Raw genomic sequence first — 16,382 nt, forward strand, 5'->3', positions numbered from 1 at the left:
CGCTCCAGACGGGCCCACCCTGAAGGGGCCGCATCGAGCCGGCGAAGTCAGCGGCGGGGCCCGGCGAGCTGCTGCCGCGCCGGGCTCCCGCCTTCATGAAGTAACTTCTACTACGCCTGCTTCGCCACCTCGCGAGGCGCGGCCGCCGAGGGCGACGCCTTGCTGGTGACGAGCGCGCTGCTCGCATACAGCGCCAGGCCGACGACACCCAGCACCGCTGCTTCCATCTGATTGGCGAACGCCACGCCCATCACGGCCATGGCCCCAGTTCCCATCGCGAACGCCGCCGCCACCGCCCCAGCCGCCTTCCTCATCCGCCTCTCTCCCGGGCCCCCCGGCCCGCTGTGTGAACCCTGTTGCCTCACGCGCCTTCTGTATCAAGACGCGTGCCACGCACCTGCCGTATGGAATGAGAAGGGGTGTGGCCCGGAGTGGGTAAACCGGTTCCGTGATCTGACCCCTCCCAGCAGAAATCACTGCACTGGACGCCAGTACGATGCCGGAAAAATTTCCCGACCCCGAGCAGGCTGCACCCCAGGGCATTTCGTAACCCACGACGATCCATGGACTTTCCCTCCCCGAGGCACATGGCACACCCGCTGCTATGGGACAGCCGCCGGAAGCGTGGCGCGAGCGACTTCGTGGCCATGAGCGAGACATCCGCAGCGAGGGAGAGCAGACGATGGGCAAGACGAGCGCGGGGTTCTGGACGGTGTTGGGCGTGGTGCTCCTGGCGGGGTGTGCCCACCAGCCGCAGGTGAAGGTGGACAACTCGGACCAGCCCTACCGGATTGGTCGTGAGGATGTGCTGGACATCGCGGTGTGGCGTGACGCGGAGCTGTCGCGCACCATCCCCGTCCGGCCGGATGGCTTCATCTCCATGCCGATGGTGGGCGAGGTGCAGGCCGCGGGCAAGACGCCCACGGAGCTGGCGGAGCAGCTGAAGCAGGGTTTCCAGGCGTATGTGCAGGAGCCCCGCGTGACGGTGATTGTCCGCGAGGTGAACAGCAGCCGGGTGTTCGTCACCGGCGAGGTGGCCAACCCGGGCGCCTATCCGCTGCGCGGCCGCGTGTCGCTGCTGCAGGCGATTGCCCTGGCGGGCGGCTTCACGGACTTCGCCAACTCGGACGGCATCGTGGTCATCCGCACCGACTCCAAGGGCGGGCAGATTCCGGTGCGCTACAGCGACCTCATCTCTCCGGACGGGGGACAGGAGCTCATCCTCCGGCCGGGTGACACCATCGTCGTGCCGTGAGGGGGTGTGAGGGCGTGGGCGTCGTGGACATGGACGGTGGGTGGCGTGTGGGACGGAGGGCGACGGTGAAGGGCAACTGGAAGAAGTGGCTGCTCGCGGGCCTCATGCTCGCCGCACCAGCCGCACAGGGGGCGACTGTCTTCGAGCCCCGGCTGCGGCTCACCGCGGAGGAGCGGTACGACGACGACCTGCGCCTGGGAGATGGCGCGGCCGGCGGCCAGCTGATGACGAAGCTGACGCCGCGGCTGGGTCTGGAGGCGAAGGACGCCCGGCTGACGTTGGACAGCTTCTACGCGGCGGACCTCCTGATGCGGCACGGCTCCGGCAAGGTGACGCTGGACCACCGCGCGGGACTGGAGGCCCGGCACGTGCTGACGCGCCGGCTCCGGGTGGACTCGGCCGTCCGGGTGTATCGCGTGACGGACCCGTCCTCGCTGCCGCGTGACGGCCTGGCCCGCTCCACCTCGCCGACGTTCTTCACCCAGGCGCGGCTGGGCTTCACGGGCCGCGCCACCGACAGGCTGGACGTGCGCGTGGGCTACACCTTCGAGGCGGTTCGCATCCTTGAGGCCGGTCAGTCCGCCGGCTACGCGCACACCCCGCTGGTGGAGGCGTGGTACCGCACGACGCGGCGGCTCAGCCTGGGCCTCGAGTACCGGTACCAGGGCTTCCTCTACCAGGGGGAGCTGAGCCAGGCGCACGGCGCGGCGGCGGGCCTGCGCTACCGGCTGACCCGCCCCATGACGTTCATCGCCCGGGCGGGCCCGGTGCGGTACCTGGCGCCGGATGGCCAGGAGGGTGGCTGGGTGCCTCGCGTGACGCTGGAGCTGCAGCGCGAGGGTGAGCTGTTGGACGTGGGCGTGGCGGTGGGCCACGACCTGGTGGGCGCGAGTGGCTACGCCAACGCGCTCTGGGCGGACTACGCGGCGGTGGTGCTGGCGCGTCGGTTCACCCAACGCTTCTCCGCTTTCGGAGCGGCGAGCTTCTTCCGCAACGGGCGGGCTCCGGCCCAGGACTGGAGCGTCCTGGACGGCTCTCCCGTGGTGTCTCAGGGGTACGCATTGAGTGGTGGGGTGGAGTACCGCATCAGCCGGCAGCTGTCGGCGCAGGGTGCGGTGGATCGAATTGCTCAGGTCGGAGTGGCGGAAACGGCTGGCGCGGCGGACCTGACGCGCAATGTCTTCGCGGTCCGACTGGTGGTGACGCCTTGGTAGCAACATCGAGAGGGATGGAGGAGGAGCGGAACATGGAGCGAGGGATGACGGCGGACCAGCTGCTGGCGGCCCTGTGGCGCCGCAAGGCCTTGGTGGGAGCCATCGCAGCGGCGGTCTTCGCGGTGGGCGCGGCCATCGTGATGACCCGGCCGAGCATGTACGAGGCATCGGTGGTGGTCCGCGTGGAGCCACAGCGGCCGGGCGAGGAGATGGTGCAGCGCACGGTGAGCGAGCTCATCGAACAGCGGCTGCTCACGGTGCGACAGGAGCTGCTGGCGCGCCCCGTGCTCCAGAAGGCCATCGAGGAGATGAACCTCTACCCGGACATCGTGTCCGAGAAGGGCATGGAGTCCGCGGTCGCCCAGATGCGCAAGGACCTCACGGTGCGCGTGGAGGGTGAGACGGCCTTCGAGCTCACCTACGCCAACCGCGACCCGCAGGTGGCCGCGCAGGTGGCCAACCGGCTGCCGGACATCTTCTCCGCGGAGACGCTGAAGATCCGCCAGGCCCAGGCGGCCCGCGCCACCGACCTCTTCAACGAGGAGATGGTGCAGATGGGCGCGGCCGTCTCGTCCTGGGAGCGCAAGATTGCCCAGTTCAAGGTGGACCACCTGGGTGAGCTGCCCGAGCAGATGGAGATGAACATGCGCGGCCTGGAGCGCGTGTCGCACCAGCTCCAGACGAAGTCCGAGGAGCTGCGCGTCGCCGAGGCCCGCCGCTCCGACCTGGCCCGCGCTCGCAACGCGGTGGACAGCGAGGCCGGCCGGCTCGAGGCCGCGGAGAACGGCCTCACCCGCGCCCTGGTCAACGCCCGCACCCAGTGGACGGAGGACCACCCTGAAATCAAGCGCATGTCCACGGAGCTCGAGGGCATGTCCGCCAAGCGCAAGGATGCGGAAGGCCGGCTGTGGGCCGAGCGCGCCGAGCGCACCCGGGTGGCCCAGCTCATCGAGTCCATCCAGAAGGAGATTGTCGACCTCCAGAAGCAGGCCGAAGTCTACCAGGCGCGCCTCACCAACACGCCGCGCTGGGCGCACGAGCTGTCGGTGATGAACCGCGACTACGAAATCACCCGCACCAAGTACCAGAGCGTGGTGAGCCGCAAGGTGGAGGCAGAGATTGCGCAGGAGCTGGAGGCCAAGAGCGCCAAGAGCCTCTTCAACGTCATCTCCCCGGCCGGTGTGCCGGCCATCCCCGCCAAGCCGGACCGTGTCACGGGGATGCTGATTGCCCTCCTGGTGGCCCTGGGCCTGGGCGTCCTCACCGGCGCGGTGCTGGAGATGCGCGACGACAGCCTGCGCGATGGCTCCGAGGTGCGTGAGCGCCTCACCCTCCCGGTGCTGGCGGTGGTCCCGGATATGCATGGCAAGACGGAGCGGCGGATTCTGATGCCGGCTTCGGGGGCTCGAAACAGCGTGTCGTCCCCCACGTCATTGAACTGAGTTGCCGGAAATAGGACGGAGGACGGGTATGGATCAGACGATGGAGCGGGCGGGCAACTTCCTCCCTCGAGTGGATGACAACGCAACCAGCGGCAACGTGGTGGACCGTCGGGTGGTGACGTTGACGGCGCCGGCCTCGGCCGCGGCGGAGCAGTACCGCAGTCTTTATTACAGGCTGGAGCGGATGCGGGAGCTGCGGCCGATGAAGGTGGTGGCCCTGACGTCGGCGATGCCGGGGGAGGGCAAGACGGTGACGAGCGTCAACCTGGCCCTCGCGGCGGCGCGGGCGAACCCGGAGCGCCGCATCCTGCTGGTGGATGCGGACCTGCGCCGGGGCGGGGTGGCCAGCACGCTGGGCATGCGCAACAAGACGGGCCTGGCGGAGCTGCTGGCGGGCGAGTGCGAGGTGCGGGACGTGGTGCGCCGCTTCAACAGCACGCGCCTGGCCCTCATCCCCGCGGGCGCCACGCCGGAGGAGCCCACGCAGGTGCTGGCCAGCGCGCGGATGAAGCAGTTCCTCAAGGCCGTGCGTGAGGGCTTCGACGAGGTGTACGTGGACCTGCCGCCCACGCTGCCGTTCGCGGACGCGGCGATTCTGGGCCACCAGGTGGACGGCGTGCTGATGGTGATTCGCGCCAACGTCACCCCGAGCAAGGCCGTGCACCAGGCGGTGGAGAGCCTGGGCGGCGCGCCCATCGTCGGGTGTGTGCTGAACGGAGCGGAGACGCAGGCGACTCCGTACCTGAAGAACTACGAGAAGAAGTAGCTCCTGGAATGGCTCCGCTCCGCCCCCTGGCGACGGGGGGGGGCGGCGCGGAGCCTGGAAGCGGGTCGGTTGGTCGGGCGGGTTGGTTGGAGGGGCACGTGCTCCGCGTTTTTCACCACTACTTTTCTGCAAAGAAGCTGACTTTCTTCCTCGCCGAGTCGTCGGCAATCGCACTGGCCTGCGTGATGGGCGCGGCGGCCTGCGCGGCACTCTTCGCGCCTGCGGGGACCTGGCCCCCGCTTTCCGAGCTGTGGCCCACGCTGCTGGCACTGGGCGCGGCCTTCGTCGTCACCTTCCAGTTCACGCTGTACCTGTTGGACCTGTACGACTTGCGCGTAGCCGCGGAGGACCGGGAGCGCGGCTACCGCTTCCTCAAGGCCGCCGGCGTCACGGCGATGGTGGCCGGTGGGGTGATGCTGGTGCTGCCGCTGGCGCTGCCGGTGGCGCTGCCTCCGGGCACGCTGCTGGGTGGGGCGATGGGCGCCCTGGCCGGCACGCTGATGGTGCGCGTGTCCATCCGCGCGGTGGTGGGCGCGCCCGACACCGTCCTCCTCGTGGGAGACGGCCTCAAGGCCCGCGCGGTGGCCAGCGCGATTGAAGCAGGCGGCGAGGGCAGCTACCGCGTCGTCGGCATGGTGGACCCGCGCGTCACGGGCGAGTCCATCGACACGTCGGCCCACCGGCTCAAGGCGGCCTACGTCGTGCAAGCGGCGGATGACATGCGCGGGGCCAACTGGGTGGACTCACTGTTGAGCTGCAGGCTGCAGGGCCGCCGGGTGTACGAGGCGGCGGGCTTCTGCGAGCGGGTGCTGCGCCGCATCCCGGTGCAGTTCCTCCGGGCCAGCGACTTCGCCTTCGCGGACGAGCTGACCGTGTCCCCGCTGCGCCGGGCGCTCAAGCGCGGCTTCGACATCGCGGTGGCCTCGCTCTTGCTCCTGGCAGCGTCGCCCTTCCTGCTGGTGGTCGCGGTGGCCATCAAGCTGGACTCGAAGGGCCCCATCTTCTACCGCCAGGAGCGGACGGGCCTGGCCGGGAGCACGTTCCACTTGTGGAAGTTCCGCAGCATGCGCACCGACGCGGAGAAGAACGGCGCGGTGTGGGCCCGGGCGAATGACGACCGCGTCACGCGGGTGGGGCGCTTCATCCGCCGCACGCGCATCGACGAGATTCCCCAGGTCTTCAACGTGTTGATGGGGGAGATGAGCTTCGTGGGGCCCCGGCCCGAGCGGCCGGTGTTCGTCGAGCAGCTGAAGCAGCAGATTCCCTTCTACGGGCTGCGCGAGGCGGTGAAGCCGGGCCTGACGGGGTGGGCACAGATTCGCTACCCCTATGGGGCCTCGGTGGAGGACGCGCGCAACAAGCTGGAGTTCGACCTGTACTACGTGAAGAACGGTTCGCTGTTCCTGGATGTGGGAATCATCTTCCACACCGTGAGGCATGTGCTTCTCGGTCGTGGGGCGCGGTAGGGACATTCTCCGCTCCGGCCTCTGTTGAAGAGGCCGGGGCGGGTGGGGCCCGCCAGGTGGGGCGGGTCCGGGCTTTCGGGCGTCGTGGATGGGGGTAGGGTCATGATGGGAATGGACATGGAAGCGCCGCTCCCGGAGGGCTGGGAGGAGACCCGGCGCCGGCTCGAGCAGGAGCACGAGCGCAACGAGCTGCTGCAGCCTCAGGTGGAGCGGCCCACGCGCATCGTCGCCATCGGCGGCGGGACGGGGCTGCCCATGGTGCTCCGCGGCCTGGCCCGGCGCGCGCTGCCCAGGCCCGGCGACGCGGGGGTGGACATCACCGCGGTGGTGGCCATGAGCGACGACGGCGGCAGCTCCGGCCGGCTCCGGCGCCAGCACGGCGCGCTTCCTCCGGGTGACATCCGCAACTGCCTGGTGGCGCTGGCGGGTGGGAAGAATGCCCTGAAGGACGTCTTCCAGTTCCGCTTCGGCGGGGCGCGCGGCCTGGCGGGGCACGCGGTGGGCAACCTGCTCATCTCCGCCCTGGCGGAGCTGAAGGGAGACTTCCTGGAGGCGGTGCGCATGTCCGGCGAGCTGCTGGGCTCGCGGGGCCGGGTGCTGCCGTCCACGCTGTCCTCGGTGCAGCTCGTCGCGCAGATGCACGACGACACGGAAGTCGTGGGCGAGCGCAACATCTGCCGCGCCCACGGCCGCGTGCGCCGGGTGTCCCTGAGCCCGCGCTCTCCGCCGCCCGTGGACGGGCTGCTGGAGGCCATCTACACGGCGGACCTCATCGCCATCGGCCCCGGCTCGCTCTACTCGAGCCTGCTGCCCAACCTCCTGGTGGACGGCGTGGCCCAGGCGCTGAAGGAGACTCGGGCGCTGAAGGTCATGGTGTCGAATCTCATGACGCAGCCGGGTGAGACGGACGGCATGACGTGCCTGGACCACGTCCAGGCGGTCATCGACCACGTGGGTCCGGTGCTGGACGCGGTGCTGGTCAACGGCACCCCGCCCACGGACGAGTCCATGAAGCGGTATGCGCGGCGCGGCTCCTATGTAGTTCCGGTGGACCACCGGGACTTGATTGCCGCGGGCGTGGTGCCGGTCCGGGCCGACCTCCTGAAGGAGGGGTCCAGGATCCGACACGACAGCCGCAAGGTTGCCTCCTGCCTCCTGAAGATGGCCCGCAGCGGCTTGTAGCCGCGAGGCCTCGTCACCACCTTTGGCGCCCGACAATGGAAGCTAGACAGCTCATCTCCCCGCCGTCCGTCGTGGAAGTCACCGACCGGGCGGCCTTCATGGCCCTGGAGTCCGAGTGGAACGCGCTCGTGGAGGCCACCTCCAACGAGGTCTTCTACCGGCACGAGTTCCTGCGCATCTGGCTGGACAACTTCGCCCCGGGCGCCCGCCCGCGGGTGCTGACGCTGCGCGACGCGCAGGGGCGCCTGACGGCGGCGCTCCCGCTCTTCGAGGAGCGCACCACGCTGTACGGCGTGCCGGCGCGGCAGCTGTCCGGCATGGCCAACGCGCACTCGTGCCGGTTCGACCTGCTGGCCCGTGAGCCGGACGTGGCCTCGGCGGCCTTCCTCGCGCACCTGCGCGAGGCGGGCGGCTGGGATGTCCTGCGGCTGACGGACGTGCCGGACGGCGGCGCGGCCTGGCGGCTGCACGCGGCGGCGCGCGAGGCGGGGCTGCCGGTGGGGGAGTGGGAGTCGCTCCAGTCGCCCTACATCCCGCTGCCCAAGAGCCGCGAGGCGTACCAGGGGAAGCTGCAGTCCAAGTTCAAGGCCAACTGCCGGCGGCGCCGCCGCAAGCTGGAGGAGAAGGGCCGCGTCACCTTCGAGCGCGTGGACGGTGGGCTCGGGCTCGAGGGCACGCTGGAGCAGGGCTTCCTGCTCGAGCAGAGCGGCTGGAAGGGCGAGCGCGGCACGGCCATGGCGCAGGACGCGCGCACGCGCGGCTTCTACACGGAGCTGGCGCGGGACTCGGCGTACCGCGGGCGGCTGGCGCTGTACTTCCTGCGCGTGGACGGCAGGCCGGTGGCCTTCCACTACGGCCTGGAGCACGGCGGGCGCTACTTCCTGCTCAAGCCCGGCTACGACGAGAGCCTGCGTGAGTGCAGCCCGGGGCAGCTCCTCGTGGAAGAGGTGGTGGGGGACTGCATCGACCGCGGGCTGCGCGAGTTCGACTTCCTGGGGCCGGACATGGTGTGGAAGCGCGACTGGACGGACCAGGTCCGGCGCCACACGTGGCTCTACGTATTCAATGACTCCGCCTTCGGCCGGGCGCTCTGCGCGGCCAAGTTCCGGTGGGGACCCGCGATGAAAGAGGTGGTGGCGCGATGGAAGCGATGAAGTCCTCGGGGAAGCTGTTCGTTCCGTCCCTGCCGACGCTGTGGCCGCACATGCTGCTGTCGCGGCCGAAGCCGGGCTCGCTGCCCCCGTTCTCGTCTCCCAACGTCCGCTACTTCTACTTCGCCCGCAACGCCATCTGGCTGACGGTGAAGATGCTGGGGCTGGACGCGGGTGAAGTGCTCATGCCGGCCTACCACCACGGCGTGGAGGTGGAGGCGCTGGTGGACGCGGGCGCCACGCCGCGCTTCTACCGCGTGGGCAGCCGGTGGGACGTGGACCTGGAGGACGTGGCCCGCCGCATCGGCCCAAAGACGAAGGCGCTGTACCTCACGCACTACGCGGGCTTCCCGGGCCCGGTGGCCCAGATGCGCAAGCTGGCGGACCAGCACGGCCTCATCCTCATCGAGGACTGCGCGCTGTCGCTCCTGTCGTCGGACGGCGCGGTGCCGCTGGGCACCACGGGTGACGTGGGCATCTTCTGCCTCTACAAGACGCTGCCGGTTCCCAATGGCGGTGCGCTGGTCGTCAACGGCCCGCGCCAGTACAGCCTCCCGGAGCCGCCGGCGCCTCCGTCCGCGTCCACCTTCAGCCACACGGTGTCCGCGCTGCTGCAGAACCTGGAGCTGCGCGGCGGGGCGTTCGGCCGGACGCTGCGCAGCATGGTGCGCAGCGTGGGGCACGGGACGGTGAAGGCGGCCAGCATCGAGCGCGTGGCGACGGGCACGCAGCACTTCGACCGGCGGCACGTGGACCTGGGCATGAGCCCGCTGACGAAGCGGATTGCCCTGGCGCAGGACCTGGAGTCCATCGTCGAGCAGCGGCGCCGCAACTACTTCTTCCTGCTGGGCCGTCTGCGGGACGTGTCTCCGCCGCTGTTCAACCAGCTGCCGCCGGGGGCGTGCCCGCTGTTCTACCCGATGGTGGTGGAGGACAAGGCCGAGGTGCTGGCGCGGCTGCGGGCGCAGGGCATCGACGCCATCGACTTCTGGAAGCGCTTCCACCCGGCGTGTGACGCGTCGGCCTTCCCGGAGGTGGCGCAGCTGCGGCGCTCCATCGTGGAGATTCCGTGCCACCAGGACCTGTCGCCGGAAGTCATGGCGGACGTGGCCCAGGCGGTGCGGGAGGCCTTGAAGTCGGACCGTCGGTCGAAGAAGCGCGCGGGTTGAGCAGGGGACAGGGTACAGGGGAGGGACGTCCGTCCCTCCGGGAGGACGGGCGGTGATTCGGGAGACCGAGCTGGCGCAGGGGCCGCAGGCGGCGCAGTGGCTGGAAGTGACGGCCGTGGGCAGTACTTCCGCGCTGGCGGGGATGCGGGCGGAGTGGGACGCGCTGCTGGACGCGAGCGACTCGGGGCCCTTCAACGCCTGGGAGTGGCTGTACCCATGGTGCAGGCGCATCGGCACGGACCGGCGCCCGCTGGTGCTCACCGCGCGGGACAGGAACGGCACGCTGGTGGGGCTATTGCCGCTGTCCGTGGAGTACCGGGGCGTGACGGGCGTGCCGGTGCGGCGCCTGAGCTTCCTGGGCGAGACGCACGTGGGCAGCGACTACCTGGACGTGGTGGCGAAGCGCGGCCACGAGCGGGATGTGGCGCATGCCTTCGCGCGGATGCTGCACGCGCTGCGCGACGAGTGGGACGTGCTGGACCTCACGGACCTGCGCGAGGGCTCGCCCACGGTGGACGTGCTGCGCGAGGTGTTCCCCGCGGGCGACGTCCGGGTGGCGGAGCGCTACGTGTGCCCGTACGACACGCTCAGCCCCAGCGAGCCGTTCGATGCGTTCCTCAAGCGCACGGGCCGGCGCGACAACTTCCTGCGCCGGCGCAAGTGGCTGGAGAAGCAGGAGGGCTACCGGATTGAGCGCACGGAGGCGCCGGGGGAGCTGGCCGGGCCGCTGACGGACTTCTTCCGGCTGCACTCGGCGCGGTGGGCCGCGGATGGGGGCTCGCAGGGCATCAAGGGCACGGGCGTGGAGGCGTTCCACCGGGATGCCACGCAGTTCCTGGCGGAGCGGGGCCGGCTGCGCATGTACACGATGAAGGTGGGCGGCCGAGCCGTCGCCTCCGTGTACGGCATCCTGCATCGGGACAGCTTCGTGTACTTCCAGTCCGGGTATGACCCGGAGTGGCGCAACCGCAGCGTGGGCCTGGTGCTGGTGGGCGAGACGTTCCGGGACGCGATTGAGTCGGGCCTCACGGAGTACGACTTCCTGCGAGGCACGGAGACGTACAAGTCCGACTGGGTGACGAAGCAGCGGCGCACGGTGTCGGTGCGCGTGCACGGCCAGGCCTGGGCAGGGCAGTGGTTCACCCGCTCCGAGGAGCTGGCGCGCGGGCTGCGCAACGGCGCCAAGGCGGTGATGCCGGACACGCTGGTGGAGAAGGTGCGGCGGTTGCGCCGTCGCAAGGCCGCGGTGGAGTAGGGGCGAGCCTGGAGCGCGCCTCTGCCTGCCACGCAGAGGCGCTGCGGCTTTCGTGGGCGTCGGCGTGGCAAGGCCTACGGCGCGTGTGAATCCGCCGGCACGACGCAGATGTTGAGCGTGGCGGCCGTCAGCCCACCGCGTGTCGGGGTCGATGACCTGTGCCACCAGCGTCGTGCTCTGTCCGACGCGCACTCTTCCTTCGGTTGCGGTAAACGAGAACAAGGTGGGGGGCCCACCAGCTGAAGGGTTTCCCCCCTTGCCTGAGGGCGTGAAGTCGCCCTGCGAGCCGTCGAGCTCGGAGGTTGCCGCAAGGCTGGGGGGATTCGCAGTGGGCCCTGCTTCCATGGCTCCGTCCGAGCCTGGTGCCGAGTCGTCACCGAGCGTCGCGGCCGCGAGTTCGCCTTTCCCAGCCGGCGGACTGCCAGCCCCACGGGGGCCCTCGTGCTTCGTGGGCCCCAGCGCCTGCCAGAGCGCCTCCGCCGAAGCGAAGACGTCCTCTTCCGACAGCGCATCCGGTCGCTGCATCGCCATGCGCGCCAGCTCCGCCAGCGAGCCCCAGACGAAACAGGCTCTCGTGACCGACGAGCCTTCCGTCAGAGCTCCGTCACGCACGCCTTGCTCGAGTATCTCCAGCACCAACCGCCGAATCCTCCAGCCTCGCTCCTCTTCCGGGGAGTCCTCCGGGTGCCAGTGCAGGAAGGTGAAGCAGAAGTGCGACGGCTGCCTCAGCCCCCAGAGCGCCAGCATCCTCCAGAAGCCCATGAAGCCCCGTCGGTAGTCCTCGCGGGTGCGGCCTCGCTCGATTTCGAATTCGGTGCGTGCGTAGCGGCACAGCTCGTTCTCGGCGAAGTCGCGCACCTTCAGGGCGAAGTTCCGCTTGCCGCCATACTGCCGGTAGAGCGTGCCTACCGACATGCGCGCCGCCCGCGCCAGCACGTCCGCTGGCGTCTTCTCGTACCCCCGTTGTGCCAGCACCTCCGCGGCCTGCCCCATCGTCGTCGCGTAGATTTGCTCGAAGATCCCCATACACCCTCGCCCTCAGGCCGGCTGGCCGCTGGAAGGTACCTTCCTTCCGCCTCAGCTCCTTCCTACCTCGTGGGTCTGACACGAAGCCGGCAACCCAGCTGAGGCCTCTCCCGCCAAGGGGTGACCGCCTCGGGAGCGGCTCGTTCCTGGAAGGAAGCTTCCTTCCGCAACTGCCCATCGCGCCCGGTAGAGGACGGTGCGGCAGTCCATCAGGGAAGCCGTTGGTGGGGGCCCCGGTCGCCTCGGCCCGGCTCGTTCCTGGAAGGAACCTTCCTTCCACGGTCGTCCTCACGCCGGGGGAGGCTGGAACGGCGCGGTGAGGCCCAACAGGGCGGTTGCCAGCAACTGCCCTGCCGCCACGGCTTCACGCGCGAACAGGGACATGCGGCCGAGACATGTTTCCGCAGCCTCGTGGGACACCGATGCTGGCAGGTGCGTTGGGCCGCCCATGATGTGCACCAGGGACCTGGCGCGCAGGACACCTCGGCCATCGGCAGGTGAAAGCGGCCATGGCGCGAGACGTCTTGGAGGGCGGGTATTGTGGGCTTTCTTGCTTCTGTCCATTCAGGACACGTCACTGGGAGCCCTCAGCGATGCCCGTTTCCTCCTCCCTCTGGCGAGCGGTGCTCGCCGGAGCCCTGCTGGCCTTCTGCACCGCGCAGGCGCAGTCGAAGCCGCGCCTGCTGGTGACCACCGACATCGGTGGAGACCCGGACGACCAGCAGTCGATGCGGCGGTTGATGCTCTACTCGAATGAGGTGGAGCTCACCGGACTCATCGCGTCGGCGGCCGGCACCGCGGGCGAGCTGCCCAACCCCATCGTCCGGCCCGACCTCATCCACGCCATCGTCAACGACTACGAGACGGTGCAGCCCAACCCGGCGAAGCACGCCACTGGCTACCCCCTGGCCTCCACGCTGCGCGTGCGGGTGAAGTCCGGCAGTCCCAATCGCGGCGTGGCGAACCTCGGCGCGGGGCGCTCCACGGAGGGCTCGAATTCCGCCTGGACGCCGGCCAGCACTACATCGATGCGGAGGACACGCACTGGTCCACGGCGGGCAACGCCGACTTCAGCACGCGGCGGAAGTGGACCGTGGCCCGCTGGCGGGAGGCGTATCAGCACGACTTCGCGGCGCGACTGGACTGGAGCAACACCTCCGCCTACGCCAATGCGAACCATCCGCCCGTCGCCGCCGTCAGCAACGACACGAGCCGGCAGTTCCTCCAGCGCTCCGCCGTCTCCGGCACCCGCGTCGACCTGAGCGCCGCCGGTTCGACGGACCCGGACGGCCACACCCTGAGCTACCAGTGGTTCCAGTACGTGGAGGCCGGCACGCACCCAGGCACCGTTACCCTGTCCGGCGGCACCTCGCGCGATGCCAGCTTCACCGCGCCGACCGTGAGTGCTCCGGCCACCGTGCACCTCATCCTGGCAGTGACTGATAACGGCACGCCCCGGCTCACCAGCTACCGGCGCGTCGTGGTGACTGTCACGCCGCCGGGAGGACCGGGCCCGACGGCCGGACTCGTGGGCCACTGGAAGCTGGATGAAGGCAGTGGCGGGACGACGGCGGATGCGTCCGGCCAGGCCGTCACCGGAACGCTGGTCAATGGGCCCGTGTGGACGGCGGGGAAGGCCGGCAATGCGCTCCAGTTCGACAGCACGGATGACCGGGTCAACCTCGGCAACCCGACGCACTTGCGCCTCACCGGTGCGATGACGCTGTCCGCCTGGGTGTGGATTGACGCCTTCACCAACGGCCGCATCATCAACAAGCAGGGCGCCAGCGGCAGCCGGGGCTGGTCGTTGAACGTCGAGAGCGGAGGCTACGCCTCGCTCCAGGTGGCCACGAGCGCCACCAGCATGGTGCTCGTCAACGGGACGTCACTGCCCACCAACCAGTGGGTGCACCTGGCCGGCACCTACGAGCCGGGGGTGGCGATGAGGCTCTACGTCAACGGAGCCCTCAACGCCTCGCTCACCAGCGGAGTGCCCGCGTCGCAGTACGACTCCGCGCTCAACGTCACCATCGGCAGCCGGCCGGACGGCTCCAACCTGTTCGACGGGAGAATCGACGAGGTGCGCATCTACAACCGTCCGCTCACCGCCGCGGAAATCCAGCAGCTCTGATGTCAGCGACTGCTGGCGCGCTTGATGACGACCTTCGAGCCAGCGGACTCGAAGGAGAGGTCCGGCCACTCCTCGCCCTTGAGCTGGGGACGCCACATGTCGAGGCGGCGGAGGCACTCCTGGATGAGCGCCTCCGCCGTGAGCGGCGTCGAGGCATCGACGCAGCGTGCATCCGGCTTGAAGGTGATGACGGTGCGCCATGGCGGAGTCGCCACGCCCGTCTCGGGCGGCCGAGGCTGCCCCAGCTCGAAGTGCTGTCGGTACCGTCGCGCGGGCTGATGGGCCTCGAGGCGGAGCCACTCACTCATGAGGTTCACGAGGCTCAGGTCGGCGCCGCGCCGGTTCGTGCCGGGGGCGTGCAGGCTCACGAGGATGCTCTCGATGTCCGTCTTCCCCCGTGCGTCCGGCTCGGTGCCCACGCTCCAGTCGTCGTCGAGGAGCTGGACGACTCCCGCGGAGGTCCAGGAGACCTCCATGCGGGTGCACTGCGCGCCTTTCGCGAAGAACGGCTCGAGTGCGGCCGGCGCGACGAGGACCGCCTGACGCCTCTCGGGCCCGAGATACATCGAGGGCCGACGGCGCACGGCTTCCCCGTAGGGGAGGACCTTGATGAAAGAGGCGTCGAACTCAGGAGCCGGGGACCCACCGCGCTTCGTCCGCTTTCCCACGGCCCCTCCGCGTCACCACGGGCTACCGGGCCGCGCTCCGGTGGAGACGCGGCCTCGTCACGTCAGGGCACCATGCCGCCGCCACCGCCGCCATTGACCTCGGCGCGCAGCTGCGCAATCGCGGGCGCGAGCTGCGGCGGCTGCATGTTGCGCGGCACCTCGACGGAGAAGCGCTCGAAGTGCTCCAGCGCCTTCGCCTTGTCACCGCGCCGCAGCGCCAGGCTGCCCAGGAAGATGAGCGCCTCCTGCGCATCCGGCCACGTGTCCACCAGCTCGGTCAGCTCCGCCTCCGCGCCCTCCAGGTCGCCTTGCGCCGCGCGCAGCACGCCCTTGTGTACGCGCATCTCGACGTGGAACGGGTCCGCGGCCAGGCCCTTCGCCGTCACCTTCACGGCCTCCTCGAACTCCTGGCGGCGGATGAGCTCGTGGCTCAGCAGCGCGGCGGACTCGATGTCACCGGCGTTCGTCTCCAGCCGTCTGCGGGCCTCGGCCATCTCCGGGCTCTCCTCCATCCCTCCCGAGGGGTTGCCCTGGCCCTGCTGCGGCCCGCCCGGCGGCATGCGGCCGGTGGCCTCACGGCCCTCGGTGCGCGGCTGCTGCTCGGACACGAGCAGGTAGCCCAGCCCGCCGAAGAACAGGACGATGCCCGCGCCCCACACCGCACCCATGAGCTGCGGGTTGCGCGCCGCCCAGCCGGTGGCCACAGGAGCCGGCGCCCGCGCGCCATCGCCGGCCGCCTTGCGCTTCAGGTGCTCGTCCCGCGTGCGCAGCGCCGAGGCGGCCTCGCGCTCCAGGCGGGACTTCTCCGCCGTGTACTGCTCGGCGCCCAGGTGGTGCTTGTCCGCCTCCAGCGTGCGGAGCTGGTCGATGAGCGACTGGGTGCGCTGGCTCAGGTCGTCCAGCACGCCGTCACGGGGCTCGGGCGTGGTGAGCGCGCCCTTGCGGCGCATGAAGAGGAGCCAGGCGGCGGCGGCCACGAAGGCGACCGCCAGCACGATGATTCCGGGCAACCAGTTGGTGGGCTGTGGCTGCATGGCTTAACGCTCCAGCTCCCGGCGCACGGCCTGGAGGTACGGGTCTTCCTCATCCGCCGCGGGAGTCCCCGCCGGCGCGGCCGGAGCCGAGGTCTGCTGCGCGGGCTGCACCGGGGCCGGCCCCTGCTGGAGCTGCCGCCAGATGACGAAGCCGCCGAGGGCGACGAGCGCCACGGGCGCCAGCCAGACGAACCAGTTGAAGCCCTCCGCCTTGGGCTCCAGCAGCGCCCACTCGCCGTAGCGGGCGACGAAGTAGTCCATGACCTCCCGGTCCGTCTTGCCCTCGGCGACGAGCGAGCGGACCGTGTCGAGCTGCGCGCGGGCCATGGAGGCCGGGCTGTCGGCGATGGAGACGCCCTGGCACACGGCGCAGCGCAGCTGCTTGCCGAGCGCCTGGACACGGGCCTCCAGCTCCGGCTTGAGTGGCTCGCTCGCGCCCTGCTGGGGCGCGTACTGGCCGGTGAGGAGGGTGAGGGCGAGGGACAGGGACAGGAGGGCTGCGGTCATCGGACTCCCGGGAACGTCCCTACGTAGCGCTACCGGGCCCATCTTGGACAGCGAAACCTGAGCGTCGGGCGCCCGTCCCGCCGCCCGTCCTGGGGGTGAGGGTCCTACCCCCGCCA

15 protein-coding genes and 1 pseudogene are annotated in these 16,382 nt (G+C 70.2%); 11 read left to right on the top strand and 5 right to left on the bottom strand.

All coding sequences use genetic code 11. The annotated features are described in order from the left end of the window. Window positions 1-110 precede the first annotated feature (110 nt). Complete coding sequence (locus tag LXT23_RS39035) at window positions 111-314, bottom strand: hypothetical protein (RefSeq protein WP_253985532.1); 204 nt, start codon at window positions 312-314, stop codon at window positions 111-113. A 368-nt stretch (window positions 315-682) separates the two neighbouring features. Between LXT23_RS39035 and LXT23_RS39040 the strand changes: the two genes are divergently transcribed. From LXT23_RS39040 to LXT23_RS39080, 9 genes are all read left to right on the top strand, one after another. Continuing rightward, window positions 683-1,255, top strand: a complete 573-nt coding sequence (locus LXT23_RS39040) for a polysaccharide biosynthesis/export family protein (RefSeq protein WP_253985533.1) — start codon at window positions 683-685, stop codon at window positions 1,253-1,255. A 65-nt stretch (window positions 1,256-1,320) separates the two neighbouring features. Continuing rightward, window positions 1,321-2,469, top strand: a complete 1,149-nt coding sequence (locus tag LXT23_RS39045; RefSeq protein ID WP_253985534.1) for a hypothetical protein — start codon at window positions 1,321-1,323, stop codon at window positions 2,467-2,469. Window positions 2,470-2,483: 14 nt separating this feature from the next. Further along, window positions 2,484-3,911 (top strand): GumC family protein, encoded by a 1,428-nt coding sequence (locus LXT23_RS39050; RefSeq protein ID WP_253985535.1) that lies wholly within the window; start codon window positions 2,484-2,486, stop codon window positions 3,909-3,911. A 28-nt stretch (window positions 3,912-3,939) separates the two neighbouring features. Further along, the gene (locus tag LXT23_RS39055) at window positions 3,940-4,677 is read left to right on the top strand and encodes a CpsD/CapB family tyrosine-protein kinase (protein WP_253985536.1); all 738 of its coding nucleotides are present in this window, start codon (window positions 3,940-3,942) and stop codon (window positions 4,675-4,677) included. Window positions 4,678-4,775: 98 nt separating this feature from the next. Next, window positions 4,776-6,143, top strand: a complete 1,368-nt coding sequence (gene exoE / locus LXT23_RS39060; RefSeq protein WP_253985537.1) for a polyisoprenyl-phosphate hexose-1-phosphate transferase ExoE — start codon at window positions 4,776-4,778, stop codon at window positions 6,141-6,143. 102 nt (window positions 6,144-6,245) lie between these two features. Beyond that, window positions 6,246-7,325: a gluconeogenesis factor YvcK family protein gene (locus tag LXT23_RS39065; RefSeq protein ID WP_253985538.1), complete on the top strand. Its 1,080-nt coding sequence runs from the start codon at window positions 6,246-6,248 to the stop codon at window positions 7,323-7,325. Window positions 7,326-7,360: 35 nt separating this feature from the next. Then, complete coding sequence (locus tag LXT23_RS39070; protein WP_253985539.1) at window positions 7,361-8,479, top strand: GNAT family N-acetyltransferase; 1,119 nt, start codon at window positions 7,361-7,363, stop codon at window positions 8,477-8,479. Further along, entirely contained in the window at window positions 8,476-9,645 is a 1,170-nt protein-coding gene (locus LXT23_RS39075) for a DegT/DnrJ/EryC1/StrS family aminotransferase (RefSeq protein WP_253985620.1), read from the top strand. The genes LXT23_RS39070 and LXT23_RS39075 overlap by 4 nt, the downstream gene beginning before the upstream one ends. 52 nt (window positions 9,646-9,697) lie before the next feature. Further along, window positions 9,698-10,900 carry a GNAT family N-acetyltransferase gene (locus tag LXT23_RS39080; RefSeq protein ID WP_253985540.1) on the top strand — a complete coding sequence of 401 codons (1,203 nt, stop codon included), beginning with the start codon at window positions 9,698-9,700 and terminating at the stop codon, window positions 10,898-10,900. An 879-nt stretch (window positions 10,901-11,779) separates the two neighbouring features. Here the strand turns inward: LXT23_RS39080 and LXT23_RS50800 are convergent. Continuing rightward, a pseudogene (locus LXT23_RS50800) lies at window positions 11,780-11,926 on the bottom strand (TetR family transcriptional regulator); the annotation flags it as partial. Window positions 11,927-12,519: 593 nt separating this feature from the next. On the opposite strand from LXT23_RS50800, the gene LXT23_RS39085 reads away from it, so the two are divergent. Together LXT23_RS39085 and LXT23_RS50495 are read left to right on the top strand one after the other, a co-directional pair. Next, window positions 12,520-13,188, top strand: coding sequence for a nucleoside hydrolase-like domain-containing protein (locus LXT23_RS39085; RefSeq protein ID WP_253985541.1), 669 nt, complete (start codon window positions 12,520-12,522; stop codon window positions 13,186-13,188). A gap of 35 nt (window positions 13,189-13,223) precedes the next feature. Further along, window positions 13,224-14,057, top strand: a complete 834-nt coding sequence (locus LXT23_RS50495; RefSeq protein WP_323379132.1) for a LamG domain-containing protein — start codon at window positions 13,224-13,226, stop codon at window positions 14,055-14,057. A 2-nt stretch (window positions 14,058-14,059) separates the two neighbouring features. Here LXT23_RS50495 and LXT23_RS39095 read toward each other — a convergent pair whose 3' ends face one another. The 3 genes from LXT23_RS39095 to LXT23_RS39105 form a co-directional block, all read right to left on the bottom strand. Next, complete coding sequence (locus tag LXT23_RS39095; RefSeq protein ID WP_253985542.1) at window positions 14,060-14,725, bottom strand: hypothetical protein; 666 nt, start codon at window positions 14,723-14,725, stop codon at window positions 14,060-14,062. A 62-nt stretch (window positions 14,726-14,787) separates the two neighbouring features. Further along, window positions 14,788-15,759 (bottom strand): tetratricopeptide repeat protein, encoded by a 972-nt coding sequence (locus tag LXT23_RS39100; protein ID WP_253985543.1) that lies wholly within the window; start codon window positions 15,757-15,759, stop codon window positions 14,788-14,790. Between the two features lie 3 nt (window positions 15,760-15,762). Further along, the gene (locus LXT23_RS39105) at window positions 15,763-16,266 is read right to left on the bottom strand and encodes a cytochrome c-type biogenesis protein (protein ID WP_253985544.1); all 504 of its coding nucleotides are present in this window, start codon (window positions 16,264-16,266) and stop codon (window positions 15,763-15,765) included. Window positions 16,267-16,382: the final 116 nt, after the last annotated feature.

Origin of the sequence: Pyxidicoccus xibeiensis, from assembly GCF_024198175.1 — a bacterium.
Lineage (GTDB): Bacteria > Myxococcota > Myxococcia > Myxococcales > Myxococcaceae > Myxococcus > Myxococcus xibeiensis.